At 63.4% G+C, this 22880-nt stretch carries 19 protein-coding genes; 6 read left to right on the top strand and 13 right to left on the bottom strand.

Annotation, left to right across the window (positions count from 1 at the left end; translation table 11 throughout):
• Positions 1–320 precede the first annotated feature (320 nt).
• Complete coding sequence (locus AC0L3B_RS08675; protein ID WP_018454124.1) at positions 321–1163, top strand: hypothetical protein; 843 nt, start codon at positions 321–323, stop codon at positions 1161–1163.
• Between the two features lie 2 nt (positions 1164–1165).
• On the opposite strand, the gene sseA is transcribed toward AC0L3B_RS08675, so the two are convergent.
• The 3 genes from sseA to AC0L3B_RS08660 all read right to left on the bottom strand — a co-directional run bounded on the left by sseA (position 1166) and on the right by AC0L3B_RS08660 (position 3871).
• A complete protein-coding gene (gene sseA, locus AC0L3B_RS08670) occupies positions 1166–2017 on the bottom strand; it encodes a 3-mercaptopyruvate sulfurtransferase (RefSeq protein WP_085361463.1) in 852 nt (283 codons plus the stop codon).
• Between the two features lie 222 nt (positions 2018–2239).
• On the bottom strand, positions 2240–2653 hold the full coding sequence (locus tag AC0L3B_RS08665; RefSeq protein ID WP_018454122.1) for a rhodanese-like domain-containing protein: 414 nt from the start codon (positions 2651–2653) through the stop codon (positions 2240–2242).
• Between the two features lie 42 nt (positions 2654–2695).
• Positions 2696–3871: a vWA domain-containing protein gene (locus AC0L3B_RS08660; protein WP_473380293.1), complete on the bottom strand. Its 1176-nt coding sequence runs from the start codon at positions 3869–3871 to the stop codon at positions 2696–2698.
• 248 nt (positions 3872–4119) lie between these two features.
• Between AC0L3B_RS08660 and AC0L3B_RS08655 the strand changes: the two genes are divergently transcribed.
• The gene (locus AC0L3B_RS08655) at positions 4120–4962 is read left to right on the top strand and encodes an AAA family ATPase (protein WP_007600695.1); all 843 of its coding nucleotides are present in this window, start codon (positions 4120–4122) and stop codon (positions 4960–4962) included.
• Positions 4963–5370: 408 nt separating this feature from the next.
• Here AC0L3B_RS08655 and AC0L3B_RS08650 read toward each other — a convergent pair whose 3' ends face one another.
• The 4 genes from AC0L3B_RS08650 to AC0L3B_RS08635 form a co-directional block, all read right to left on the bottom strand.
• Entirely contained in the window at positions 5371–7017 is a 1647-nt protein-coding gene (locus tag AC0L3B_RS08650) for a GMC family oxidoreductase (RefSeq protein WP_018454119.1), read from the bottom strand.
• A 16-nt stretch (positions 7018–7033) separates the two neighbouring features.
• A complete protein-coding gene (locus tag AC0L3B_RS08645; protein WP_018454118.1) occupies positions 7034–7627 on the bottom strand; it encodes a GNAT family N-acetyltransferase in 594 nt (197 codons plus the stop codon).
• 117 nt (positions 7628–7744) lie between these two features.
• The gene (locus tag AC0L3B_RS08640) at positions 7745–8671 is read right to left on the bottom strand and encodes an SMP-30/gluconolactonase/LRE family protein (protein WP_085351869.1); all 927 of its coding nucleotides are present in this window, start codon (positions 8669–8671) and stop codon (positions 7745–7747) included.
• A 135-nt stretch (positions 8672–8806) separates the two neighbouring features.
• Complete coding sequence (locus AC0L3B_RS08635) at positions 8807–9640, bottom strand: GyrI-like domain-containing protein (protein ID WP_473380292.1); 834 nt, start codon at positions 9638–9640, stop codon at positions 8807–8809.
• Between the two features lie 177 nt (positions 9641–9817).
• Here AC0L3B_RS08635 and AC0L3B_RS08630 point away from each other — a divergent pair, with 177 nt between their 5' ends.
• Positions 9818–10921, top strand: a complete 1104-nt coding sequence (locus AC0L3B_RS08630) for a mandelate racemase/muconate lactonizing enzyme family protein (protein WP_473380291.1) — start codon at positions 9818–9820, stop codon at positions 10919–10921.
• A gap of 9 nt (positions 10922–10930) precedes the next feature.
• Here the strand turns inward: AC0L3B_RS08630 and AC0L3B_RS08625 are convergent, their stop codons facing one another.
• Positions 10931–11287: a hypothetical protein gene (locus AC0L3B_RS08625; protein WP_473380290.1), complete on the bottom strand. Its 357-nt coding sequence runs from the start codon at positions 11285–11287 to the stop codon at positions 10931–10933.
• A 183-nt stretch (positions 11288–11470) separates the two neighbouring features.
• On the opposite strand from AC0L3B_RS08625, the gene AC0L3B_RS08620 reads away from it, so the two are divergent.
• Positions 11471–11695, top strand: a complete 225-nt coding sequence (locus AC0L3B_RS08620; RefSeq protein WP_018454113.1) for a hypothetical protein — start codon at positions 11471–11473, stop codon at positions 11693–11695.
• Positions 11696–11974: 279 nt separating this feature from the next.
• Here AC0L3B_RS08620 and AC0L3B_RS08615 read toward each other — a convergent pair whose 3' ends face one another.
• On the bottom strand, positions 11975–12631 hold the full coding sequence (locus AC0L3B_RS08615; protein ID WP_085395676.1) for a glutathione S-transferase family protein: 657 nt from the start codon (positions 12629–12631) through the stop codon (positions 11975–11977).
• Positions 12632–12800: 169 nt separating this feature from the next.
• Between AC0L3B_RS08615 and AC0L3B_RS08610 the strand changes: the two genes are divergently transcribed.
• Positions 12801–14024, top strand: a complete 1224-nt coding sequence (locus AC0L3B_RS08610; protein WP_018454111.1) for a polyhydroxyalkanoate depolymerase — start codon at positions 12801–12803, stop codon at positions 14022–14024.
• 127 nt (positions 14025–14151) lie between these two features.
• On the opposite strand, the gene AC0L3B_RS08605 is transcribed toward AC0L3B_RS08610, so the two are convergent.
• Positions 14152–17481, bottom strand: coding sequence for an adenylate/guanylate cyclase domain-containing protein (locus AC0L3B_RS08605; protein WP_247294985.1), 3330 nt, complete (start codon positions 17479–17481; stop codon positions 14152–14154).
• A 317-nt stretch (positions 17482–17798) separates the two neighbouring features.
• Entirely contained in the window at positions 17799–18314 is a 516-nt protein-coding gene (locus tag AC0L3B_RS08600; protein WP_204512115.1) for a hypothetical protein, read from the bottom strand.
• A gap of 570 nt (positions 18315–18884) precedes the next feature.
• On the opposite strand from AC0L3B_RS08600, the gene AC0L3B_RS08595 reads away from it, so the two are divergent.
• Positions 18885–19811 (top strand): catalase family peroxidase, encoded by a 927-nt coding sequence (locus AC0L3B_RS08595; protein ID WP_085361470.1) that lies wholly within the window; start codon positions 18885–18887, stop codon positions 19809–19811.
• 2 nt (positions 19812–19813) lie between these two features.
• Here the strand turns inward: AC0L3B_RS08595 and AC0L3B_RS08590 are convergent, their stop codons facing one another.
• Entirely contained in the window at positions 19814–20740 is a 927-nt protein-coding gene (locus AC0L3B_RS08590; protein ID WP_085385352.1) for an AraC family transcriptional regulator, read from the bottom strand.
• 270 nt (positions 20741–21010) lie between these two features.
• Positions 21011–22879 carry an ABC transporter ATP-binding protein gene (locus tag AC0L3B_RS08585; protein ID WP_204512116.1) on the bottom strand — a complete coding sequence of 623 codons (1869 nt, stop codon included), beginning with the start codon at positions 22877–22879 and terminating at the stop codon, positions 21011–21013.
• Position 22880 lies beyond the last annotated feature (1 nt).

Below are 22880 nucleotides of genomic sequence, written 5' to 3'. Positions count from 1 at the left end.
ATCGCTCTTGTATAGTCCCCGGGCCCCGTCCGGACCGTTAACGGCCAGATGACGGAAGATAGCGGCACATTCAAGACATTACAGGCGGATTTGTGCCTGATTTGCCGATTTGTGATCCGCAAGACTACCGTTGCCTCCTTGCATCATGGGGCGAAAATCAGCCCACGCCCGAGATCGCCGGAGTCGCCGGCTCCGTTTTTTACGGAACGGCGCGGAATCGTTGCGGTATGTTCGAATCAGCCTGATTCGCCTCCGCTTTGAGCTTCGATCCCCGCGTGGCGAACGCGGCAAGCAGTACCGTCACCGCGTTCAGATGGCTCATGGGCCCTGGCCACTTCACCGCCGGGGCGGAAATTCGCAATCCCTCGATGCTTCCCGGCTTTCGCTTCCTGTTTGCCGCGATCCTGCTGTCAGCCTCCATCCTGGTATTCGGCCTGGGCGCCGCCGCGCTGCTGCGGGCGAGCCACGAGCAGTATGTCAGCAACCCCTCCTGGCGGAACGGCCCGCAGGAGCAGGTGTTTGCACAAGCTCCCGAGCCGGCCCAGCCGGTGCTCGCGGTCCTCCGCGCCGAGCCGGAAGCGGCCACCGATCCGACGCCGTCGCTGCGCGATCAAGTCCCGACCATCGCACTGCCGATGAGCGAGCCCGAACAAGTGGTCGCGCTGACGACTGAGACCGACGGTCAGCCGCAGGTCGTTGCCCCTCCGGCTGACGTCCCGGCCGAACCGGCCAATGCGAAGACCAAGGCCGAGACGACGACGGACGCCGCGGTGCAGGCCTCAAGCAACACGCTTACTCCGGCCGACGCCAGCGCATCCATCGCCGAGGCCAAGCCCGTTTCGATCGCTCTCGCGAGCAAACCAACACCTGCCGCCCCCAGCGGAGCCTCGGCTTCGTCCAGGTTCGACATGGCGAGCGCGAAGTTCGCCGCATTGAACGACCCGGCGACCACGGCCTGGGAGGGTCCGCCGGCGAAGGCCAAGGCCGGCTCTAAGGCCGACAGCAGGTCGCCGGAGAGCAAGGCGACCAAGCCGCGGGCGCATCGCGTCAAGAAGCGCCGCCGCATTGTCTGGCGCGCGCCGCCGCCGGTTCAGCAACTCGATCCGTTCGGACAACCGCAACCCACGCTCGCCGCAACGACGACCGCGCGCGCACGTCAGTAGGGTTACGCCGGCCCGGTTGCGATCGGCGGTCCCTTTTCCTGGCCCCATTCCGACCATGAGCCATCGTAGAGCGCGGTGTCGGTGATGCCGAGGCGATAGAGCGCCAATGTCAGCACGCCGGCGGAGACCCCGGAGCCGCAGCTCGTCACGATCGGCGCATCGAGCCTGACGCCGGCGTTGGTAAAGGCAGCGCGGAGATCATCAAGCGGCTTCATCGTGCCGGTCGCGGCGTCGAACAGGAGATTGTAGGGCACGTTGCGCGCGCCCGGGATATGGCCGGAGCGGATGCCTGCGCGCGGCTCCGGCGCCCGGCCCTCGAACCGGTCGGCGGCGCGCGCGTCGATCACCTGCTCGGCACGGCTTTCGACGTTGGCGATCAATTGCTGCATGCTGCGCACGCGTTTTGAATCGTAGCTGGCCGTGAACGTCGCAGGCTTCGGCTTCGCCTCGCCACTCTCGACCGGACGCCCCTCGGCGCGCCACTTCTTCAGGCCGCCATTGAGGATGCGCACATTGCCGTGCCCGAAAGCCAGGAACATCCACCACGCGCGGGGAGCAGCGACCCAGCCGCCGGCATCATAGATCACGACGGTGTCGGCATTGGAGATGCCGAGATGACCGACGTCGCGGCCGAACTGCTCGGCACTCGGATACATGTGCGGCAGCGGGTTGGAATGGTCCGAGATCGCATCGACGTCGAAGAACACCGCGCCCGGCAGATGCGCGGCGAGATAATCGTCCTTCGGCAATGGCAGCACACCCGGCAGCTTGAAGCTGGCGTCGAGCACCTTGACGTTGGCGTCATTGATGTGGGCGGCGAGCCATTCGGTAGAGACGAGGGGATCGGTGGGCATGCGAGATCTTTCTATTATTCCGCGCGAGCGCAACGTGAGCGAGGTTGAAGCAGTGCGCATCCAACTCCGCTGTCATCGCCCGGCCAGTGCGCAATTGCGCACTAGGACCGGGCGATCCAGTATTCCAGAGGCGATTGTAATTGAGCCGAGAGGCCGCGGCGTACTGGATTCCCCGCTTTCGCGGGGAATGACGCCGGAGATTGGAGCGGCAGCGCAGCACCCTCACCCCTTCTTCTTCGGCTCCCACTGTTGGGTCGGCCCGCCGGCGTCGCGCCAGGCGGCGTAGCCGCCCGCGATGTGGGCGACGGGCTTGAGGCCCATGTCCTGCGCAGTCTTGGCGGCGAGCGCAGAGCGCAAGCCGCCGGCGCAATGGAAGACGAACTTCTTGTCCTCCTGGAACACCGGCTTGGCATAAGGGCTCTGCGGATCGATCCAGAATTCGAGCATGCCGCGGGTGCAGGCGAACGCGCCGGGGATGCGGCCGTCGCGCTCGATCTCGCGGGGATCGCGGATGTCGACGATGACGACGTCGCCGTTCTTGGAGATCTCGATGGCGTCTTTGGCGGTGAGCGTCTCGATCTCGGCATTGGCCTCGTCGATCAGCGCCTTGATGCCACGGGTGATGGTCTGGGGCACGTGGTTCTCCCTCTTGTAGTCATTCCCGGCGCGGAGCGCGAGCTAGTGCGTTAATTCCTTCATCGCACCTTCAAGTCCCTCGATCGTGATCGGATACATGCGGTTGGCGAAAATGCGTTTGATGATGGTGGTGGATTCCGAATAGTCCCAGTGCTTCTGTTGCACGGGGTTCAGCCACACCGAATGCGGATAGGTACGGATGATGCGGTCGAGCCAGACCGAGCCGGGCTCCTCGTTGACGTGCTCGACCGAGCCGCCGGGCACCATGATCTCGTAGGGCGACATCGAGGCGTCGCCGACGAACACGATCTTGTAATCGTGCGGGTATTTGTGCAGCACGTCCCAGGTCGGGGTGCGGTCGGTAAAGCGCCGCTTGTTCTGCTTCCACACGCCTTCATAGAGGCAATTGTGGAAGTAGAAATACTCCATGTGCTTGAACTCGCTCTTCGCCGCCGAGAACAACTCCTCGACCTGCTCGATATGCGCGTCCATCGAGCCGCCGATGTCGAAGAACACTAGCAGCTTCACCGCGTTGCGGCGCTCGGGCCGCATGTGCACGTCGAGATAGCCGTGATTGGCGGTCTCGCGGATGGTGGTGTCGAGATCGAGTTCATCCGGCGCGCCGGTGCGCGCGAATTTGCGCAGGCGGCGCAATGCCACCTTGATGTTGCGGATGCCGAGCTCGACATTGCCGTCCAGATCCTTGAACTCGCGCTTGTCCCACACCTTGACGGCGCGGTTGTTGCGGTTCTTGTCCTGGCCGATGCGAATGCCTTCGGGATTGTAACCATGAGCGCCGAACGGCGAGGTGCCGGCGGTGCCGATCCACTTCGAGCCGCCCTGATGACGGCCCTTCTGCTCCTCGAGACGCTTCTTCAGGGTCTCCATGAGCTTGTGCCAGCCCATGGCCTCGATCTGCTTCTTCTCTTCGTCGGTCAGGTATTTCTCGGCGAGCTTCTTCAGCCACTCCTCGGGGATCTCGGCTCCCTCCATGGCGTCGAGCAGGCTTTCCAGCCCCTTGAAGACGGTGCCGAAGACGCGGTCGAACTTGTCGAGGTTGCGCTCGTCCTTCACCAGGGAGGTGCGCGAGAGATAGTAGAAGTTCTCGACCGAGTAGTCCGCGAGGTCGGCGTCGAGCGCCTCCATCAGCGTGAGGTATTCGCGCAGCGTCACGGGGACCTGCGCATCGCGCAGAGAAGTGAAGAATTGCAGGAACATGGGTGACAGATTGCCCTTTGGATTGTCGGCGTCAAGGGGCGCCTCGGAGACCCCACCCGACGAGCTCTGGGCAGGATTGTCCGCCAGGCGGGATTGGCGGAGCGATTGTGCTCGTCATCCTTTCGCTGATAAAACGGGTCTGAAAGCCTGACCGAACCAGGAACGGCCGCCACGCGCGGCCGTTCCGTTTGTTGGACCAGGGCCATGGAACTGGCAATTCCTGGGACGACGACCAACAAGGACGCGCGATGAAATTTACCGGCACCAAGGACTATGTTGCGACCGACGATCTCAAGGTCGCGGTCAATGCCTCGATCGTGCTGGAGCGCCCGCTGCTCATCAAGGGCGAGCCCGGCACCGGCAAGACGGTGCTGGCGGAGGAAGTGGCGAAGGCGCTGAACGCCCCGCTTCTGACCTGGCACATCAAGTCCACCACCAAGGCACAGCAAGGCCTCTATGAATACGACGCGGTATCGCGCCTTCGCGACAGCCAGCTTGGCGATGCCCGCGTGTCCGACATCAAGAACTACATCAAGCGCGGCAAGCTGTGGGATGCCTTCACCGCCGAGCAGCGCCCGGTGCTGCTGATCGACGAGATCGACAAGGCCGACATCGAATTCCCAAATGATCTCCTGCTCGAGCTCGACCGCATGGAATTCCACGTCTACGAGACCGGCGAGACGATCAAGGCCAAGCAGCGCCCGATCATGATGATCACCTCCAACAACGAGAAGGAGCTGCCGGACGCGTTCCTGCGCCGCTGCTTCTTCCATTACATCAAGTTCCCCGATGCAGACACCATGACCCGGATCGTCGACGTCCACTTCCCCGGCATCAAGAAGCGGCTGGTCGAGGAAGCCCTGCGCATCTTCTTCGAGGTCCGCGAAGTGCCCGGGTTGAAGAAGAAGCCCTCCACCTCAGAGCTTCTGGACTGGCTCAAACTGCTGCTCAACGAAGACATGAGCGTCGAGCAGTTGCGCGAGCGCGACCCGCGCAAGCTGATCCCACCACTGCACGGTGCGCTGCTCAAGAACGAGCAGGACGTGCATCTGTTCGAGCGATTGGCGTTCCTGAGCCGGAGGGAAGTGTAGGTTCGAGCGCACTCCGCTGCCGCCCCACCTTCCGGTGTCATTCCCCGCGAAGGCGGGGAATCCAGTACGCCGCGGCTTCTCGAATCAATCATAACCGCCTCTGGAATACTGGATCGCCAGGTCAAACCGGGCGATGACACCGAGAGTGTGGCGCACTCTCTCCACCTCGTCATTGCGAGCGCAGCGAAGCAATCCAGGCTGCCTCCGCGGAAAGATCCTGGATTGCATCGCTGCGCTCGCGATGACGGAGCAAGGGTGAGCATCGCCCTCTCCAACTCGCGCTTCAAATCGCGAGGGGCGACCAAGGTCGCGTGAGATGGGCCTCCGGCTCTGCAGCGCACAGCTGCACCGGACGATGCTTCGCATCGCCGGGGAAGCGCAGCGCTGCGTCCGGAGCACGAGACCTTGCTACGCCACCGCCGCATCCGGCACGCGCGCGGCTTCCATCGGCTTCTTGCCGCGGATCAAGTCCGAGGCGCGGTCGGCGATCATCATGGTTGAGGCATTGAGGTTCGCCGAGATCATGCGCGGCATCACGGAGGCATCGATGACGCGGAGACCTTGCAACCCGTGAACGCGGAGCTGATCGTCGACCACCGCCCAGGTGGAATCCGCCGGGCCCATGCGGCAGGTGCAGCCGGGGTGGAAGGTGGTGGTGCCGCGCTCGGTGGCGGCCGCCAAAAACTCGTCGTCGGTATTGACGTTGGGTCCGGGGAAATCCTCGTAGGCGTAATAGGGCGACAGCGGCGCGCTCTTCAAAAGCCTGCGCGCGAGCTTCATGCCGCCGACGATGACCCGGCGGTCGAGCTCGGCGTCAAGATAGTTGGTCTGGATGATCGGCGGCGCAAACGGATCTGCCGAGCGGATGCGGACATAGCCGCGGCTCTCGGGGCGCTGCTGCCAGGACGCCACCGTCATGCCGGGCTCGTCCTCGAGCTGGCCCTGCACGCCTTCCTTGTAGCTCGCCGGTGTGAAGGTGAGCTGGAGGTCGGAGCTCTCCGCACTCTCGCCGGAGTGCCAGAAGCAGTAGACCATGGTCGGCGACAGCGACAGCAGGCCTTTGCGCGCGGTCGCCCATTTCATCGCCTCGACCCAGAGACGCCAGCCGCGGCGGAGCTCGTTGATGGTCCTGATGTCCTTGACGCGCGCGACCGTGCGCGGGGCGTAGTGATCTTGCAGGCCTTCGCCGACCGGAAGCGCGTGACGCACGGCGATGCCGTGGGCCTGCAACAGATCCGGTGAGCCGATGCCGGACAACTGGAGCAGCTGCGGCGAATTATAGGTGCCGCCGGAGAGGATCACTTCCTTGTTGGCGCGGACCTCGACCGGCGTGCCGCCATGACCGCCCTTCATGTAGCGCACGCCGACGGCGCGCTTGCCCTCGAAGATGATCTCGGTCGCATGCGCGTGGGTGCGGACATGCACGTTCGGCCGCTTCATCGCGGGCTTGAGGAAAGCGGTGGCGCCGGAGACGCGCAAGCCCTTGTCGATGGTGCGCTGGCAATAGGAGACGCCTTCCTGGGTCTTGCCGTTGTAGTCGGGGTTGCGCGGAATGCCGAGGCTCACCGCGCCTTCCATGAAGGCTTCGCAAAGCGGATCGCGCCAGTTCATGGTGGTGACGGTGAGATTGCCTTCGCGGCCGCGATAAATGTCCTCGCCCTCGCCGACCCGCTTCTCCAGCCGCCGGAAGTAGGGCAGCACGTCGGCATAGCCCCAGCCGCGATTGCCCATCTGCGCCCAGGTGTCGAAATCCATGCGCTGGCCGCGGTTGTAGATGTGGCCGTTGATCGAGGACGAACCGCCGAGCGTCTTGCCGCGCGGCGCGTAGATGCTGCGGCCGCCGGTCCAGGGTCCGACCTCCTGCTGGTAGGCCCAGTTGATGCTCTTCATGTGGAAGGTCTTGATGAAGCCGGCCGGCAGATGGATGTAGGGATGCCAGTCGCTCGGGCCGGCCTCGAGCACGCAAACGCTGGTCGCAGGGTTTTCGCTCAGCCGGCTGGTGAGCACGCAACCGGCGGAGCCCGCGCCGACGATCACATAATCAAATCTGTCCATGGTGCCTCGGCCGCCTCTAGCGCGGCTTGTCGTTGAGTTGATAATTCAAATGCGTTCGCACCGTAGGCCATTCGGCCGCGGTGATGCTGTAGACCACGGTGTCGCGTAGCGTGCCGTTCGGCGCGACCTGGTGGCTGCGCAGGATGCCGTCCTGCTTGGCGCCCAGGCGCTCGATGGCGCGGCGGCTCTGGTGATTGAAGAAGTGGGTGCGGAATTCCACCGCGATGCAGTCCAGGGTTTCGAAGGCGTGGGTGAGCAGCAGCAATTTGCACTGCGTGTTGAGCGGGCCGCGTTGCGCGCTCTTACCATACCAGGTCGAGCCGATCTCGACGCGGCGGTTGGCCGCATCGATGTTCATGTAGGTCGTCATGCCCACGATCTTGCCGCTGCCATCGAATACGGTGAAGGGGAGCATCGAGCCGGCGGCCTGAAGACCGAGCCGGCGGTCGATTTCCTTGCCCATGTTGTCCGGCGTCGGGATTGCGGTGTACCAGATGGTGGAGAGCTCACCATCCTTCACGGCCTCGCTCAGCCCCTCGCGGTGCTGATGCGACAGCGGCTCCAGAGCGGCATGCTGTCCGCGCAGGGTGATGGGATCAGGCCAGGGCATTTGAAACTCTCTCCTTTGTCATTGCGAGGAGCGAAGCGACGAAGCAATCCAGACTGTCACCGCGGACGCATTCCTGGATTGCTTAGCTTCGCTTGCAATGATGGTCACTAGCACCGTTTACTTGTTAAGGAAATTCAACGGCAAACCGCTGCGCGGCCAGTCCATGGCGATCAGTTCGCCCTTGCCGGAGAGCGTGATGTAGGCGGTCTTCAGCTCGGGGCCGCCGAAGGCGATGTTGGTGGTGACGCGGTCGCCGGTCGGGATCTGCTCGACCAGCGTGCCATCGGGCGCGATCACCGAGATGCAGCCGGAGACGAGGGTGGCGACGCAGACATTGCCGTTGGCTTCGACCGCCAGCGAATCGAACATCTGGTAGCCGCCGAGGCCGCAGATCGGTTTGCCCCGCTCGCCGCGATAGATCGCGTCGCGCGGCTTGAGCGTGCCGGGCGCGGAGAGCTCGTAGGCCCAGAGCCGGCCCGTCGGCGTCTCCGCGATGTAGACGGTGGTCTCGTCCGGCGACAGGCCGATGCCGTTCGCCGGCAACACGCCGTGGACGACCTCGACGATCTCCTTCATGCCGGGCTTGAGATAGTACATGCCGCCGACGTCCATCTCGCGCGCGCGGCGCTTGCCGAGATCGGAGAACCAGAGGCCGCCCTGCTTGTCGAACACCAGATCGTTCGGCCCGCGCAGATCGTGCTCGCCGCAACTGGTCACGACGGTTTCGATCTGGCCGGATTGCAGATCGACGCGCTGGATCGAGCCGCCGAGATAGTCGTCGGGCTGCGGACCCGGCATGATCATGTTGCGGGTCGGGATCCAGGAGAAGCCGCCATTGTTGCAGATGTAGATCTTGCCGTCGGGGCCGAGGGCTGCGCCGTTCGGGCCGCCCGGAATCTTCGCGACGATCTCCTTGCGCCCGTCGGGATGGATTCGGGTGAGGCGCTGGCCGCGGATTTCCACCAGCACGACCGAGCCGTCCGGCATCACGACCGGCCCTTCGGGAAATTCGAGGTCGGTGGCGAGAACGCGGACGTTGGACATGTGGGGACCCTCCCGGCTGCTTGTTATGACTTGCGCGGGATGTCCGGCACGGGCCCCACAGGCAAGATTGCCTGCGGTTATGACAAAGTCACCGGGGCTTGCCAAGCAAGCCGGATGGTATGCCAGCCTTGCGCGCTAATCTCGCACGGGTATCCAAATCTCCAGGCCGCCATTGCCGGTGGCGGGATCGAATTTCTCGTCGTAGCGCTCGAAGTTCGGCGCATCGGCAGCTTTCAGGCCGGAGGCCGGCAGCCACTGATTCCAGATCGCGTTGAAGGTGCGCCTGATCGAGGCGACGTGGTCGGCGTGGGTGAACACCGCATAGCGCTGCTCGGGGATGCGGATACGGCCGAAGGGGCGCGGCAGTTCGGAGAAATCGGCGACCTCGACGCCGGCAATGTAGTCGAAATTGCCGGCATCGTCGCCGTTGCAGCAGACGCCATAGGCGACCGGTCCAACGCGCGCGGGAATGTCGGCGACCTCCTGGTGGAAGCGCTGCCACAGTCCAGGAATGGCCGCGCCGTTGTCGCAGGAGATGCGCTCGCTGATGCCTGCGACGAGGAAGGCCTTTGTGGTTTCGAAGCGCGGGTTGGCGAGTTTGTCCGAGATGGTTGAATCCATGAGGATCGGCTCCTGAAGCTTGAGATGGCCGGTGCATTGCGCGGCGCGCACCGCTTCGGGCGTGGTGCCGAACTGGTCGCGGAACGCGCGGGTGAATGCTTCGTGCGAGCCGTAATCGGCCTCCAGCGCCAGCGACAGGATGTCCGGCGCGCCTTTCGCAAGACTGCGCGCCGCTTCGCTCAGCCGCCGCGCGCGCACGTACCGCATCACCGGCAGGCCGGTGGCTACGGCAAACGCGCGCACGATGTGGAACCGCGACACGCCCGATATCGCAGCGATCTCGTCGAGCGTCATCGGCTCGACCAGATGGCTCTCGACATACCAGAGCGCGCGCTGGGCTGGGTTCATGGCGTTTCTCGTTCGAAGCGCGACCATGATGCACGGAAGTCCGCGGGTTTCGCTTGATCGGCGTTGCGGTCCCGCAGGAGGATAACGCCGGAACAGCCACTGGCAACGTCCGGGCATTCATGGCTACACTCGGGACGTCCTTGAAACCGCTCACAAGAAAGCAGGAGGAACCGCGTCATGAAAATCACCGATGTGCGGGCGCACCATATCCGCATCCCCTATGACGCTGGTGTCGCGAACTTCCGTCAGGGCGCCTCCGCCATCACTGCCCTCGACATGGTGATCCTCGAGGTCACCACCGACGCCGGGCTGACCGGCTGGGGCGATGCCTTCGCTTATGTCTGTCCCCGCACCACGCGCAGTGCCGTCGAGGAAATGATCGCACCACAAGCCCGTGGGCTGGAGGTTCCCGATGCCGCCGGCATCCCCGCGGTGATGGAGCAGATCCAGCGCAATCTGCATCTCTTCGGGCGTTACGGCATCACCATGTTCGCGATCTCCGGGCTCGACATCGCGCTGTGGGACCTCGCCGCCAAGATCGAGGGCGTGCCGCTGCACCGCCTGCTCGGCGGCACCAGGCGCCCGGCCATTCCGGCCTATGCGAGCCTGTTGCGGATCGGTTCGCCCGACAACATCGCCGCCGAATGCAAGAAGGCGCTGGCGCTCGGCTATGGCGCCATCAAGCTGCACGAGACCACGGCGCCGGCGGTGTTTGCCGCGCGCGCGGCGATCGGGCCCGGCATTCCGCTGATGGTGGACATGAACTGTCCGCTCTCGGGCGAGCAGGCGATCGCATTCGCCAGGACATGCCATGACGCGCAGCCGATGTTCCTGGAGGAGCCGGTCTGGCCGCCGGAGGATTTTACGGCGCTCGCCGAGGTCCGCAGCAAGGGCGGGCTCGGCGTCGCCGCCGGCGAGAACGCCTGCACGGAATATCAATTCCGCCAGATGATGGAGGCGGGCGCGGTCAGCCACGCCCAGCCGTCGGTGATCAAGGTCGGCGGCATCACGGAATTTCTGAAGGTTGCGGCGCTCGCGGATCGGCAAGGCGTCAAGATCGTTCCGCACTCCCCGTATTTCGGCCCCGGCCTGCTGGCGACCTTGCATCTCCTGGCGGGGCGCGACGACGGGTTGGTCGAGATGTTTTACCTGAAGCGCGAGGCCTGCCTCTGGGGCGGCCGCGCCGATGTCGATGCCACCGGCCATGTCGCGGTGCCGACCGGACCTGGGCTCGGCTACGAGCCCGCCCGCAGCGTCATGGAGCGATATCGCGTCGCCTGAGCGCGGCGCCTATTTCGCCGCATCCTTCGGCGGCGGCGCATCCTGTTTCTTCTTCACATCCTCCGCGGTCTTCGCCTGCGCGGCCTGGAGATCGCCGAGCATCTTCTGCAAGCCGGCCACGGTCGTCTTCAACGCATCGATCTGGCGAGCCGCGGCGTCCAGCTTCTGCTGGTGATCGAGGTTGAGCTTGGTGATCGTCTTCTGGAGGAAGTCGACGTTGCTCTGGAGGCAGCTGGTGCGGCGCTCCATGGTCTTCTCGACGGTGCAGATCTCGATACCGGGCACGTCCTGCGCGCGGACCGGCACAATCGCCAGCGTAGCGAGCAGCAACATCGCGAAACAAACGCCGGCGCTTCGAAGCAGCATACAAGTTCCTCGTCAAATCAATCACGGCAATGTGCGCTTTTTGCACGCAGCCTGTCGAGGCTACCACACTCGCACCGCATTCTCGCGTTGAGCTTGCGGCTGTTCCCTCGCACGGGGAGCGATGATCTGCACGCGGAGGAAATGGGCACTCTTTCCGCGGCTTTGTTTAAGGGGAGTTTTTTGATGGCAACGCGCGACAGACGACTGGCGGAATTCGACGGCGCCGGAGAACCGCCGCCCGGCCTTGCAGTCGAAGTGCTGTGCGAGGACCACAGCGGAACGTATCAGCTGCCGTTCGCCTGCCGCTATATCGAGGGACGCTGGCAGAACCACGCGGCCGGCGTCGCAGTTGAAGCAACCGTCATCGGCTGGCGCGTCCCGCGCATGAAGCATTCGGGCGTGGCCTGAGCACTGATTTCTGTCTCAAAATGCAACGGGGCCGCGTCCCGGCTTTAACCTTCGGAACGCGGCCCGAACGAATCACGTCCGAATCAGCCGTAGCGCCCCGTACGCGCCTGTTCACGGCTAGATGTCGCAACCGGCCAGCGCGCGCATACAATATCTGCACAGCGCGTGAGCGGGCTCAGCCCACCACGGGCGTCAAACGTTAACGCCTTCAATGACATGACCGCGGGGTGCGGCGGTTGGATGCTCGCTCCCAAAACAGGCAGATGGCACCCGGCCTGCCTAATATTCGACCTCGAGCTCCTCGATCTCGGCCGGCTCATCCCGTGCCGCCGCGATCCATTCCTTCATCTCCGGCATGGCGATGATGGTATCGGCATAGGCTTGCAGCTGTGGCTCGAGCTTGACGTTATAGGTCACGAAGCGCGTCACCACCGGGGCGTACATCGCGTCAGCCATGGTGCGGGTCTCGCCGAACAGGAAGGGGCCGCCCGATTTGTCCAGGCAGTCGCGCCAGATCGCCCAGACGCGATCGATGTCGGCCTGCGCGCGCGACCAGATCTTGAAGCCGGGGAAGTGCCCCTTCAGATTGACCGGCAGCGAGGCGCGCAAGGTGGTGAAGCCGGAATGGATTTCGCCGCAGATCGAGCGGCAATGCGCGCGCTGAACGCGATCCGCGGGCAGCAGCCCGGCATCCGGCATCGCCTCGTTGAGATATTCGGCGATCGCCAGCGTATCCCAGACGATCGCGCCGTCGTGCCGCAGGCACGGCACCAGGATCGACGACGACAATAGCAGGATTTCGGCACGCGCCGACGCGTCGTCCGGCGCGGTGACGATCTCATCGAAATCGAGCCCGGAAAATTTCGTCAGCAGCCAGCCACGCAGCGACCAGGACGAATAGTTCTTGCTGCTGATGGTCAGTGTCGCCTTCGCCATATGGCCTTCCCTCACGCCTAAGACTTGCACCCGCCTGGACTGCGGGAGTGCGCACCGCCTGTGCTTCCCGCCAAAAGAGCAGCAAGCGACGTGCCAATCTTGAGGACGGCCCATCTCCGGTTTGGCTCCGATATTGCATAGCAGCACGGGGACAGGTGGGCGTTTCAGTATGATGTCGATGTATTATCAGGCCTTTCAGAACCATATGGACCTGACGGCGCCGTGGCGGTCGGGGGCTTCGTCCGCACTCAAATTCCTCAATCTGGTGCCGCAGGGCTTATCGGATCAGGTCGTCGGCCGGCTGTCGGCCGCGCTGGAGTTGATCTCCCGCTCCACCCTCACCTATCACCGCCCCGCCTACGGCATCGACAGCGTCATGGTCGGCAATCGCGAGGTCGCCGTAACCGAGGAGATCGCTTACGCGACCCCGTTCGGCTCGCTGCTGCGTTTCAAGAAGGAAGGCGTGGGCGAGCAGCCGCGCATGCTCCTGGTGGCGCCGATGTCCGGCCATTTTTCGACGCTGCTGCGCGGCACCGTGAAGACGCTGCTGCAGGATCACGACGTCTACATCACCGACTGGCACAATCCACGCGACATTCCCCGCAGCGAGGGCCGTTTCGGGCTCGACGACTACACCGAGCATCTCATCGACTTCCTCGGCCAATTAGGCCCCCGCCCGCATATGGTCGCGATCTGCCAGCCCTCGGTCTCCGCACTCGCGGCCGCCGCGATCATGTGCGAGGGCAACCATCCTTCGCGGCCGGCGACGCTGACGCTGATGGCCGGCCCGATCGACACGCGCATCCAGCCGACGAGGGTCAACGAATTCGCCAAGAGCAGGCCAATCGACTGGTTCGAGCAGAACCTGATCAACTACGTGCCGATGCAGTGCCGCGGTGCCCTGCGGAAAGTCTATCCCGGCTTCGTGCAGCTCACCGCCTTCGTCTCGATGAATCTCGAGCGCCATATCAAGCAGCACATCGATCTCGCCGATCACATCGCCAAGGGCGAGAAGGAGAAGGCGGCCAGCATCAAGACCTTCTACGACGAATATTTCGCCGTGATGGACCTGCCCGCGGAATTCTACATCGAGACCGTGCGAGACGTGTTCCAGGAGCATCTTCTGCCCCAGGGCAAGCTGATGCATCGGGGACGTCCGGTGAACACCAAGGCCGTCAGCCGCATGGGGCTGATGACGGTCGAGGGCGAGAAGGACGACATCTGCTCGATCGGCCAGACGCTGGCCGCGCAAGACCTCTGCACCGGCGTACGCGCCTACCGCCGCGTCCACCACATGCAGGCCGGCGTCGGCCATTACGGCGTGTTCTCGGGCAAACGCTGGAACAACGAGATCTACCCGCTCTTGCGGGATTTCGTGCACGTGAATTCGTAACCCGTCAGCCCCTGGCCCGTACGTCACGTGCGAACCTCAACGCGCAATTGCAGTGAGGCGACCGGAGATGGGTCAGGATCGAGACGTCTCTCCTGACCAAACGGCTAGCTAAACAAACCGCACGTGCCTAATGCACTTGCTTGAGCAGCTCTCTGGCTTCAACGACTTCGGGAAGATTGCGCTCCGCATCGAATTCAGCGAGCACGGGAGCGAGCACCTCGGATACCGCGCCCGCTCCGCCATTTGTCTTATGCAGGCGTGCAAGTCCAATGGCGCTGCGCAGCTCGAAAGTCTTCACCCGTTGGTGCCGTGCGATTTCAAGCGCTCGGCTTAGCGCAGTTTCGGCCCTGGCTAGGTCCGAAGGATCATGACGCAACAAAAGCTCCCCGTAGACGCGATGCAGCTCGGCATCAAGCCAATGCTGACCGGATTGCCCCGCCCATGCGATCAATCCGCTCAAGATTTCCAGCCCGTTTTCGAGTTGGCCCGACTCTGCATCCGCCATGGCGACATGCATCCCCCAAAACGGCTCACAGAGGTAGCAGTCATTCTCGTGCAGCAAGGTCCAGCCGCGACGCATTTCCGTTAGCCCGGCCATTCCGTCGCCAGCGCGCCACTTGGCCAGGCCATTCAGGTAAGTGCCGGCGGCCACATACAGCGGCATCGTGTGGTCGCGAGCGAGACCAAGCGCCAGGATCGTCTCTGTTTGCTGCAACATGCCCCCGCATAGTCCGTCGAACACAGCTCGATGAACAAGCGCATTGGCCTGAGAAAGCGCCCGTTTTTCTCCGGAAGCCCTTATCGCTTCCGCGGCGAGGCGGCGTGCGCGGGCGATCCTGCCAAGGGGCCAAAGCACCAGGGCAAGAAACCTCATGATCACGAATGGGAGATCCAGCGCCGAGCCCCTGAACGTCGCGGGATCCGGCTCGTCACCATAGATCTCTAGTGCCTTCTCAAGATGTAATCTCGCGTTCAAGTAGTCGCCCCCGAACCAGCAGGTAACCCCGCCCGTCCAATGTGCAACGACGGCGGCCACCGGTGAGGCCGGTCGCCGGTCAGCGGCGTTCACGATGGCATCCACCAGCGCCTGCATCGGCGCGAGTTCGCCGTGTGTCAGGCAGGCATTGAAGAGACCCGAATGGACCGGCGCAAGTTCAACCGGATCATTGATGTCGGCTGCGAACTGTCGGGCGCGCGTCCATGCGGCGACCGTTTCGGGAGCGCTGTGCCCGAGGCTGCCCCGTAATGCACGGCCATATGCGATTTGAAGATGTAGCCTACCCATCATCCGGTCGTGCTCATCGGGCAGGTCATCGGCGATGGCAATCGCCTTGCCGAGATGTGCAATCGCCTCGGAATAAGCGGAGCGTTTCAGCGCCTGCAGGCCCGCCTTGCGCCACCATTCGAGGGCGACCTCGTTCAGCCCCGCCTCAGTGAAGTGGTGTGCCAGAACTTCCGGCTCAGTCTCGGCGACGACTGGAAACTTCTCGCGCAGGACATCGCCGATGCGCTTGTGAAGCACCTGCCGTTTGCTCTTGAGCAGGCTCTCGTAGGCCGCTTCCTGAACGAGGGCGTGCTTGAAACTATAGTTTGCTTCGGGCGGAGCCCCGCGACGCACCAGCAGTTCGGCCTCTTCGAGTTGCGCTAGCGCAGCGCTCAGCGTCAGATCATCGCGTCCCGCCACATATCTCAGCAGCGCGTATGAAAAGTCGCGACCGATGGCGGCGCCTATCTGCGCTAACTCCTTGACGGGGGCCAGCCGGTCAAGCCGCGCCATCAGCGAATCCTGCAGCGTCGCGGGAATAGCGAGCGGCGGGAGCGGATTATCGAGACGATAGCGCCCGGCATCTTCGAGGAGTAGCCCGGACTCCAGCACCATCTTGGTCAATTCCTCGACGAATAGTGGGATGCCATCCGTCCTATCGATGATCTGCTTCATCATCTCGCGTGGCAGCTGGCGACCAACGGCCACCTGTTCGACCAGCGCGCGCGAGTCCCGCCGATCGAGTCGGTCGAGCCGCAACAGACTGACGTTGGCAAGGCCCGACCAGGAGGGCTCGAACTCTGGCCGGGATGTCATGAGCACGAGTATCGGCAGTCCTCTGATACGATCGACCGCGAGATCGAACAGTTCAAGTGTCGTGGCATCGGCCCAATGCATATCCTCGCAGATAATCAGCAGGGGTTGCTCTCGCGCCAACCCCTCAAGCTGATCCAGAAGGGCGGCAAATGTCTGTCGCCGCTGCTGCGCCGGGCTCAAAGCCAGCGGCGGACAATGGTCGCCGGTGGGAATCGAAAGGAGAGCCGCAATGAGCGGTGTCGCTTGGGCGACCTGCTGTGTTCCAAGCGACAGCATTGCCTCGAGCTTGTCGAGCTTTTGCCCAGGCGTGTCGTGCGACCGGATGCCGGCGGCGCGCTCGAGCTGCGCGACAAAGGGATGGAGCACACTGTTGGTATGGTAGGGCGAACACTGATATCGCACCCGGCGGTGCGCCCCCAACGAGGGGCTTTCGGACAGGGTTGCGACAATGCGCGACTTGCCGATGCCCGCTTCGCCAGAAATCAATACCATCTGGCCCTGCCCCTGCCATGCCAGCCGCTGGCGCGAGAGAGTGAACTCGATCTCGTCCCTGCGGCCGACAAAACCGATCGAGCGTACCGCGCGGACCGCCTCGAAGCGACTCTCGGATGCGATCGCCCCCTCCACCGCCCAGACTGCGATTGGTTCGGCTATCCCCTTGACCTCACGGCGGCCGAGATTGCGAAACGTGAAGAGATCACCAAGCAGCCGGCGCGTCGACGAAGCAACGACGACCGCGCCCGGTTCCGCCAGGCTCTGGAGCCGAGCGGCGAGGTTTGGTGTGTCGCCGACGGTTGCCTGCTCCTCTGATGCATCTCCACTGATGAGGTCACCGACCACCACAAGCCCTGTCGCAATTGCGATGCGCAGTTCAACCCGTTCGTCGGCGCCCGTTTTGAGCTGCCCAATTGCGGAGATAGTGTCGAGGGCAGCTCGTACTGCGCGCTCCGCATCATCCTCATGCGCGCGAGGATAGCCGAAATAGACGAGTATTCCGTCGCCAACGAACCTGGCTATCCTGCCGTCATAAGCGGCAATGACGCTCGCGCAGGCGGCGCGGTAGGCCCGGATCACTTCCCACATATCCTCGGGATCGAGACGCGCCGAGAGCGCGGTCGAGCCGACCAGATCGCAAAACATAACGGTGAGGTGGCGCCGCTCGGCGTCCTGAGGAGGGGTCGGCGATGCGATCAACGCGGCTGGATCGAGGTCGGCAATAGCACGCAGCATTTTGCGGCGATGGCCTAGCAGGACTCCGAGCTTTTCAAAGTCCTCGTCCATCAGTTCGGGGAGGACGCCCACGTCGATTCCATTCTGGGCAAAACGCTCTGCGTATTGCCCAAGCCCCAGTTTCTCGAGCCACTCCGCAATCTGCATTGGCTCCACCGATCGTGTGGTTGGCGGTTAGCAGGATTTTGGACCACGGCGCGGGGACGATATCCCAACACCGCCATGATGGCACGTCTTGTTTGTTGTGCGATAATTTAGGTTACTCAGTACCGACACGGCTTCCAAGCCGGGTCGCCGCCCGATGCGAACGACTGCGCTACCAAAAATCGTCTTCCCGCAGCGTTGGACGACAGAGGTTGCGATGAGTGGTCACTACTCACTCCGGACCTGAAATCGAATCCAACACTGCGGCTTGTGCACTCGTCATGACGCCAAGCAGACGTTCTTGCGTGAGGACAATTCCTTCATTGCTTGTCCATGCGCGCTTCGTAGTTGCGAGCCATCATGCCCGCCGCAACTTGGAGCGAGGAACCAACCACCCAACAGCCGGCAACAAAGGTTATCAGGCCATTGGCTGGGTTTTGATCAAGGACAAGGATGCTGACGGACAGAGTTGCGGCAATCGCGGCGCCGAACGTTCCAGCCGCACTCATGATCTCAGCCGGCTCGGAACCATTCCACTCTTCCGAGTTGCTCGAGATCGACTTCCGCGCGACACTGCGAGACAAATCAATTCCGACATAATAGCTGAGAGCTCCATAGAGCATCGTTATCAGCACGATCCAGCCGCTTTCAAACAGTCCGCCTTTCTCACGCAACAGGGTCGCACCCACATAGAGGCCACAGGAGGCCCCAACGGCTGCGAGCCCAATTCTTTCAAGAAGATGGGCCGACCTGATCAGACCGGAACGAGCGATCCGAAGATTGCCGGAGCCCCTCGTTAGGGAAAATGCGCTGGAAACTGCATCACTAATTTTCATTGGGGGTCTCCTTCTTAGGTAAGTAGCGGCCTACCGGCCGACCCCGAATAGAGGCAGCCTCGTGGACGCGTTTTGCGATTGCCTTGATTCCAATTTCTGAAAAATCTGTGCTGAGTGATGGGGCTGGCTTGCTCGTGAGCAAGACGAGAGCCAATCCAAAGCTGCGAGCACGCGGCTACGCAGGCATTGCATCTCACCCGTGTCGGTCAGTTAGGTCCGGGTGCGGCAATTTCTTGCGGGAGTGATAGCTCGAAAGAGAGTGATGAAATATGAGACGGTTCACATAACGCGGTTCCCCGTCGCTCTATCCGATCACAATTTCCGGAGGACAAGTCTGCATCGTCGCGAGACCCGGGAGCACGGGAGCACGGGAGCTGAATCAGTAAACAAGTTGTCCCGCGTCTCGCCGACATCAGATCTATCCCCTCATACCGTGTTTCGTGCACGTGAATTCCTGAAGCGCGAGCAAGCAATCAGCAGGATCGGACAAGGCAGCGCGGCTTTAGGAAAGACGCCGGCGCTCCGCCAGCCCTAACACACGGACATGCCGCTTTTGCCGGAGGCCAAGCCATGTCCGAACTTCCCACCCCCGCTGCAACACCCGCCGCGGTCGTCGATGCATTGAAGGCGGTCGCAGGCAATCCGCCGAAGGTGCGCGCGAGCTTCGCCAAGGGTCGATGTGTGCGCGGGACCTATGCCCCGTCCGACCGCGCGGCAGAGATTACGCGATCGCTGAGCTTCACAAAACCGTCGCGCGTGCTGGCGCGCTTCTCCGTCGGCGGCGGCAATCCCGGGGTGACCGACACCAACAACCTCGTGCTGCGCGGCTTCAGCTTCAGGCTGGGCGACGACGCCCATCGCTCGGACATCCTGACGGAAACCGCTCCGGTGCATTTTGCACGGACGCTCGACCAGATGCTCGCCTTCCTCGAGGCGCGCATTCCGGGTGCGGACGGCAAGCCTGACATCGAGAAGGTCCGGGCCTTTTCGGCAGCCAATCCTGAAACACTGAACCAGGCGAATTACGTCGCGGCACGCCGGCTGCCCGGCAGCTTTGCCGGCACGACCTATTGGGGCGTGCACTCCTTTCCCGCGACGAACGCGAAGGATGAGACCCGCTTCATCAAGTTCAAGGTCTCGCCGGTCGGCGGCGACGTCACCTTGAGCGAGGACGAAGCGAGGGCGAAGTCGGCCGATTTCCTGCATGACGATCTCGCGCGGAGGATCGTAGCCGGCGACGTCCGATTCAACGTGATGGCCTTGCTCGACCGTCCCGGCGATCCCACTATGGACGTGACCCTGCGATGGCCGGACGAGGACAACCGTGAGCAGGTGCGGCTGGGGACGATCGTCATCACCAGCCTCGAAGCCAACGCGGCCTGCGACGGCTCCATCTTCAATCCAGCCAATCTTGCCGACGGCATCGGCCATCCGCCGGACGAGATTTTTGCGGCGCGCCGCACGGCCTACACGATCTCGCTGGCGAAGCGTCGGTAACTTCAAGTCTTGTCCCGTCCACCATCCGTTTCTCGGCGCCATGCGCCCGGACTGACGCCGACGATGGACGAGAACACCCGCGTGAAATGGCTCTGATTGGCAAATCCGGCCGAGATGGCAATCTCGGATAACGGCAGGTCGCGGACTGTCATCAGTTGCTTGGCCGCCTTGACGCGCTGTTGGAGCAGCCATTGATGCGGCGGCAGGCCGGTGGAGATCCGGAATGCGCGTGAGAAGTGGCTGACTGACAGGCCAAGCTCGGTCGCGATCAGCTGCAGCGCGATCTTGCCCGAGAGATCGGAATCGAGCCGGTCACACGCACGCTTCACCTGCCATGGCGCGAGACCGCCGCGGCTCGGTTCCGCGGCCGGCTTCAGCCCACCATAGGTCTGGGCGACATGGGCGGTGAGCGCGAGCATCATGTGATCGACGAAAAGCTGGTTGGTCTCGTCGGGCCGACACAGTCCTTGCCGCAACGAGGCACCGACATGTCGAACGACCTCGTCGTCATGACCGACACCGGGCTCGTAGCTGAGCTCGCCTACGCGCGGCCCGCCCGGTTGCCTGGCAACGCTGTTGAGCGCCGAGCGCGGCAAATAGAAGAAGAGCGAGTGAAACGGCTTGTCGATCACATAGCGCGGGTCACGCTTGAGGTCGTACAGATAAGTCGCACCTGCGCGAACATCCGCCTTGGTGACACAGCGGCCCTCCTCCCAGCATTCGCAATCCGGATAGTCGCGGAGTTTCAGGCTGAGGAGATAGGCATCTTCCGCAGCCAGCGATCCGGAAATATCCGGTGTCGGATCGTCGTTGCGGACTTCGGTGACCGCGAGCTCGGCGCTGTGCAGCGAACGCGTGATCAGGACCGGTGCTTGCTTGGAGCGAAGGCCCTGCCCGAGCCTCTGCCCGTAGACGCCTGCTTGTGTCATTCTAGTAAATCCATCCGTAAAGGCACGTCTTCGCCGGCCTTCCCGAGATCCGCGCATTATCGGAGATCGCCGGCCGACGGTCCAGCTGCAGCGCATAACACGAAGCTGGCGCGGCCAGCCGTCGCACCGGGCCGTGCCGCGATGATTTCATTGTGATTTCAGCGTGATGTCACCGGCCTGGCGTCGCGAAGGACACCACCGTTGACCTGCCCGGCAGATCGCGGGGCGACTTCATCGTGCATTTTGGAAATAATTTGCGGCCTGCGCACGTCAGTTGGACCATTCCTCGCCCCAGAGCTGGACGACATGGCCCGGCGACACCTCACGAAATTGACGCACGGGCGGCTGGTAATCGGGCGCGCGCACCGGGCTTCTGATCTCGTCATTCGTGGCCTCGCGCCTGGTGCCGCGGCGCGCTGGATCGGGCACTGGCACGGCCGCCATCAGCTTCTTCGTATAGGGATGCTGCGGATTTCCGAACAGGGCCGCGCGTGGACCGGTTTCGACGATCTCGCCGAGATACATCACCGCGACGCGATGGCTCATGCGCTCGACCACCGCGATATCGTGGGAAATGAAGAGATAGGCAAGTCCCATGCTGGCCTGAAGGTCCAGCATCAGATTGACGACCTGCGCCTTGACCGAAACGTCGAGCGCCGAGACCGCTTCGTCCGCGACGATCAGCTTCGGTCCGAGCGCGAGCGCGCGGGCAATGCAGATGCGCTGGCGCTGGCCACCGGAGAATTCGTGCGGAAAGCGCGCGGCCATGTCGGCGGTGAGACCAACGCGGACAAGCAGGTCGGCGACCTTCTCCCGTGCCTGCGACGCCGTGACGAGCCCGTTGGCGAGCAATGGGGCCGCAATCGCCGTTCCCACCGACATGCGCGGGTTGAGGCTCGCGAACGGATCCTGGAACACGATCTGCATCTGCTTGCGAAAGTCACGCAAGGTGCGGGCATTCATCGCCAGCACATCCTGCCCGTCCACCAGAACGGTGCCGCTGTCCGGCTCCGTCAGCTTGAGAATGGAGCGGCCCGTCGTCGACTTGCCGCAGCCGGATTCGCCGACCAGCGCCAGCGTCTCCCCGGCGCGCAAGGTGAAGGAGATGTTCTCGACCGCATGGACGCGGCCCGAGACCTTGCCGAACAGGCCCGAGCGGATTGGAAAGCGCGTCGTGAGGTTGGAGACCTCGAGCAGCGGTCGCTCGGCAATCGAGACCGTATCGGGCGTCTCCGCCGGCTCGTCAGAGGTCCCCGTCACCTTGTCGACGGTCGGAAAACGCATCGGCCGCGTCCGCCCGTCCATCGAGCCGAGGCGTGGCACGGCCGCGAGCAGCGAGCGGGTATAAGGATGCGAGGGTGAAGCAAAGATGCGCGCGGTCGCATCGGTTTCCACTGCCTGGCCGCCATACATCACCACGGTGCGGTCCGCGATCTCGGCCACCACCCCCATGTCGTGGGTGATGAAGAGGATCGACATCTCCTCTTCCTGCTGAAGCTCCTTCAGAAGCTCCAGGATCTGGGCCTGGATCGTGACGTCGAGCGCGGTGGTCGGCTCGTCTGCGATCAGCAGCCTCGGCTTGCAGGCCAGCGCCATCGCGATCATTACGCGCTGGCGCATGCCGCCGGAGAAGCGATGCGGATGCTCGTGGAAGCGCGATTTCGCCGCAGGTATCCGCACGCGGTCGAGCAGGCATATGGTCTCGACCTCCGCCGCCGCGCGCGACAGGCCGCGGTGCTGGATCAGTGCTTCCGCAATCTGGAAGCCGATGGTCAGCACCGGATTGAGGCTCGTCATTGGCTCCTGGAAGATCATGGCGATTTCGTTGCCACGAACATCCTTCATGCTCGCTTCGGGCAGCGTCAGCAGGTCGCGACCGGCAAGCCGGACGCTGCCTTCGACGCGGCCGTTCTCCTTCGGAATGAGCCGCATGATCGAGAGCGCAGTGACGCTCTTGCCCGAACCGGACTCGCCGACGATCGCCACGGTTTCCCGCGAGGCAATATCGAACGACACGTCGCAGACGACGGGAATCCATCGCCGCTCACGCAGGAAGGACGTCGTCAGGCCGGAAACCGACAGCACCGGCGACTGCGCGTTGGCAGCGATTTGATCAGCTCCGCTTGCGCCCATGCTCATG

Source organism: Bradyrhizobium sp. Kon56, assembly GCF_055807635.1.
This window is presented reverse-complemented; position numbering and strand designations above follow the sequence as displayed.

Excerpts from the sequence above, each read along its gene's own strand:
- AC0L3B_RS08675 (WP_018454124.1), top strand. The coding sequence starts at position 321 with ATGGGCCCTGGCCACTTCACCGCCGGGGCGGAAATTCGCAATCCCTCG.
- sseA (WP_085361463.1), bottom strand. The coding sequence starts at position 2,017 with ATGCCCACCGATCCCCTCGTCTCTACCGAATGGCTCGCCGCCCACATC.
- AC0L3B_RS08660 (WP_473380293.1), bottom strand. The coding sequence starts at position 3,871 with ATGTTCCTGCAATTCTTCACTTCTCTGCGCGATGCGCAGGTCCCCGTG.
- AC0L3B_RS08655 (WP_007600695.1), top strand. The coding sequence starts at position 4,120 with ATGAAATTTACCGGCACCAAGGACTATGTTGCGACCGACGATCTCAAG.
- AC0L3B_RS08650 (WP_018454119.1), bottom strand. The coding sequence starts at position 7,017 with ATGGACAGATTTGATTATGTGATCGTCGGCGCGGGCTCCGCCGGTTGC.
- AC0L3B_RS08645 (WP_018454118.1), bottom strand. The coding sequence starts at position 7,627 with ATGCCCTGGCCTGATCCCATCACCCTGCGCGGACAGCATGCCGCTCTG.
- AC0L3B_RS08640 (WP_085351869.1), bottom strand. The coding sequence starts at position 8,671 with ATGTCCAACGTCCGCGTTCTCGCCACCGACCTCGAATTTCCCGAAGGG.
- AC0L3B_RS08635 (WP_473380292.1), bottom strand. The coding sequence starts at position 9,640 with ATGAACCCAGCCCAGCGCGCGCTCTGGTATGTCGAGAGCCATCTGGTC.
- AC0L3B_RS08630 (WP_473380291.1), top strand. The coding sequence starts at position 9,818 with ATGAAAATCACCGATGTGCGGGCGCACCATATCCGCATCCCCTATGAC.
- AC0L3B_RS08625 (WP_473380290.1), bottom strand. The coding sequence starts at position 11,287 with ATGCTGCTTCGAAGCGCCGGCGTTTGTTTCGCGATGTTGCTGCTCGCT.
- AC0L3B_RS08620 (WP_018454113.1), top strand. The coding sequence starts at position 11,471 with ATGGCAACGCGCGACAGACGACTGGCGGAATTCGACGGCGCCGGAGAA.
- AC0L3B_RS08615 (WP_085395676.1), bottom strand. The coding sequence starts at position 12,631 with ATGGCGAAGGCGACACTGACCATCAGCAGCAAGAACTATTCGTCCTGG.
- AC0L3B_RS08610 (WP_018454111.1), top strand. The coding sequence starts at position 12,801 with ATGATGTCGATGTATTATCAGGCCTTTCAGAACCATATGGACCTGACG.
- AC0L3B_RS08605 (WP_247294985.1), bottom strand. The coding sequence starts at position 17,481 with ATGCAGATTGCGGAGTGGCTCGAGAAACTGGGGCTTGGGCAATACGCA.
- AC0L3B_RS08600 (WP_204512115.1), bottom strand. The coding sequence starts at position 18,314 with ATGAAAATTAGTGATGCAGTTTCCAGCGCATTTTCCCTAACGAGGGGC.
- AC0L3B_RS08595 (WP_085361470.1), top strand. The coding sequence starts at position 18,885 with ATGTCCGAACTTCCCACCCCCGCTGCAACACCCGCCGCGGTCGTCGAT.
- AC0L3B_RS08590 (WP_085385352.1), bottom strand. The coding sequence starts at position 20,740 with ATGACACAAGCAGGCGTCTACGGGCAGAGGCTCGGGCAGGGCCTTCGC.
- AC0L3B_RS08585 (WP_204512116.1), bottom strand. The coding sequence starts at position 22,879 with ATGAGCATGGGCGCAAGCGGAGCTGATCAAATCGCTGCCAACGCGCAG.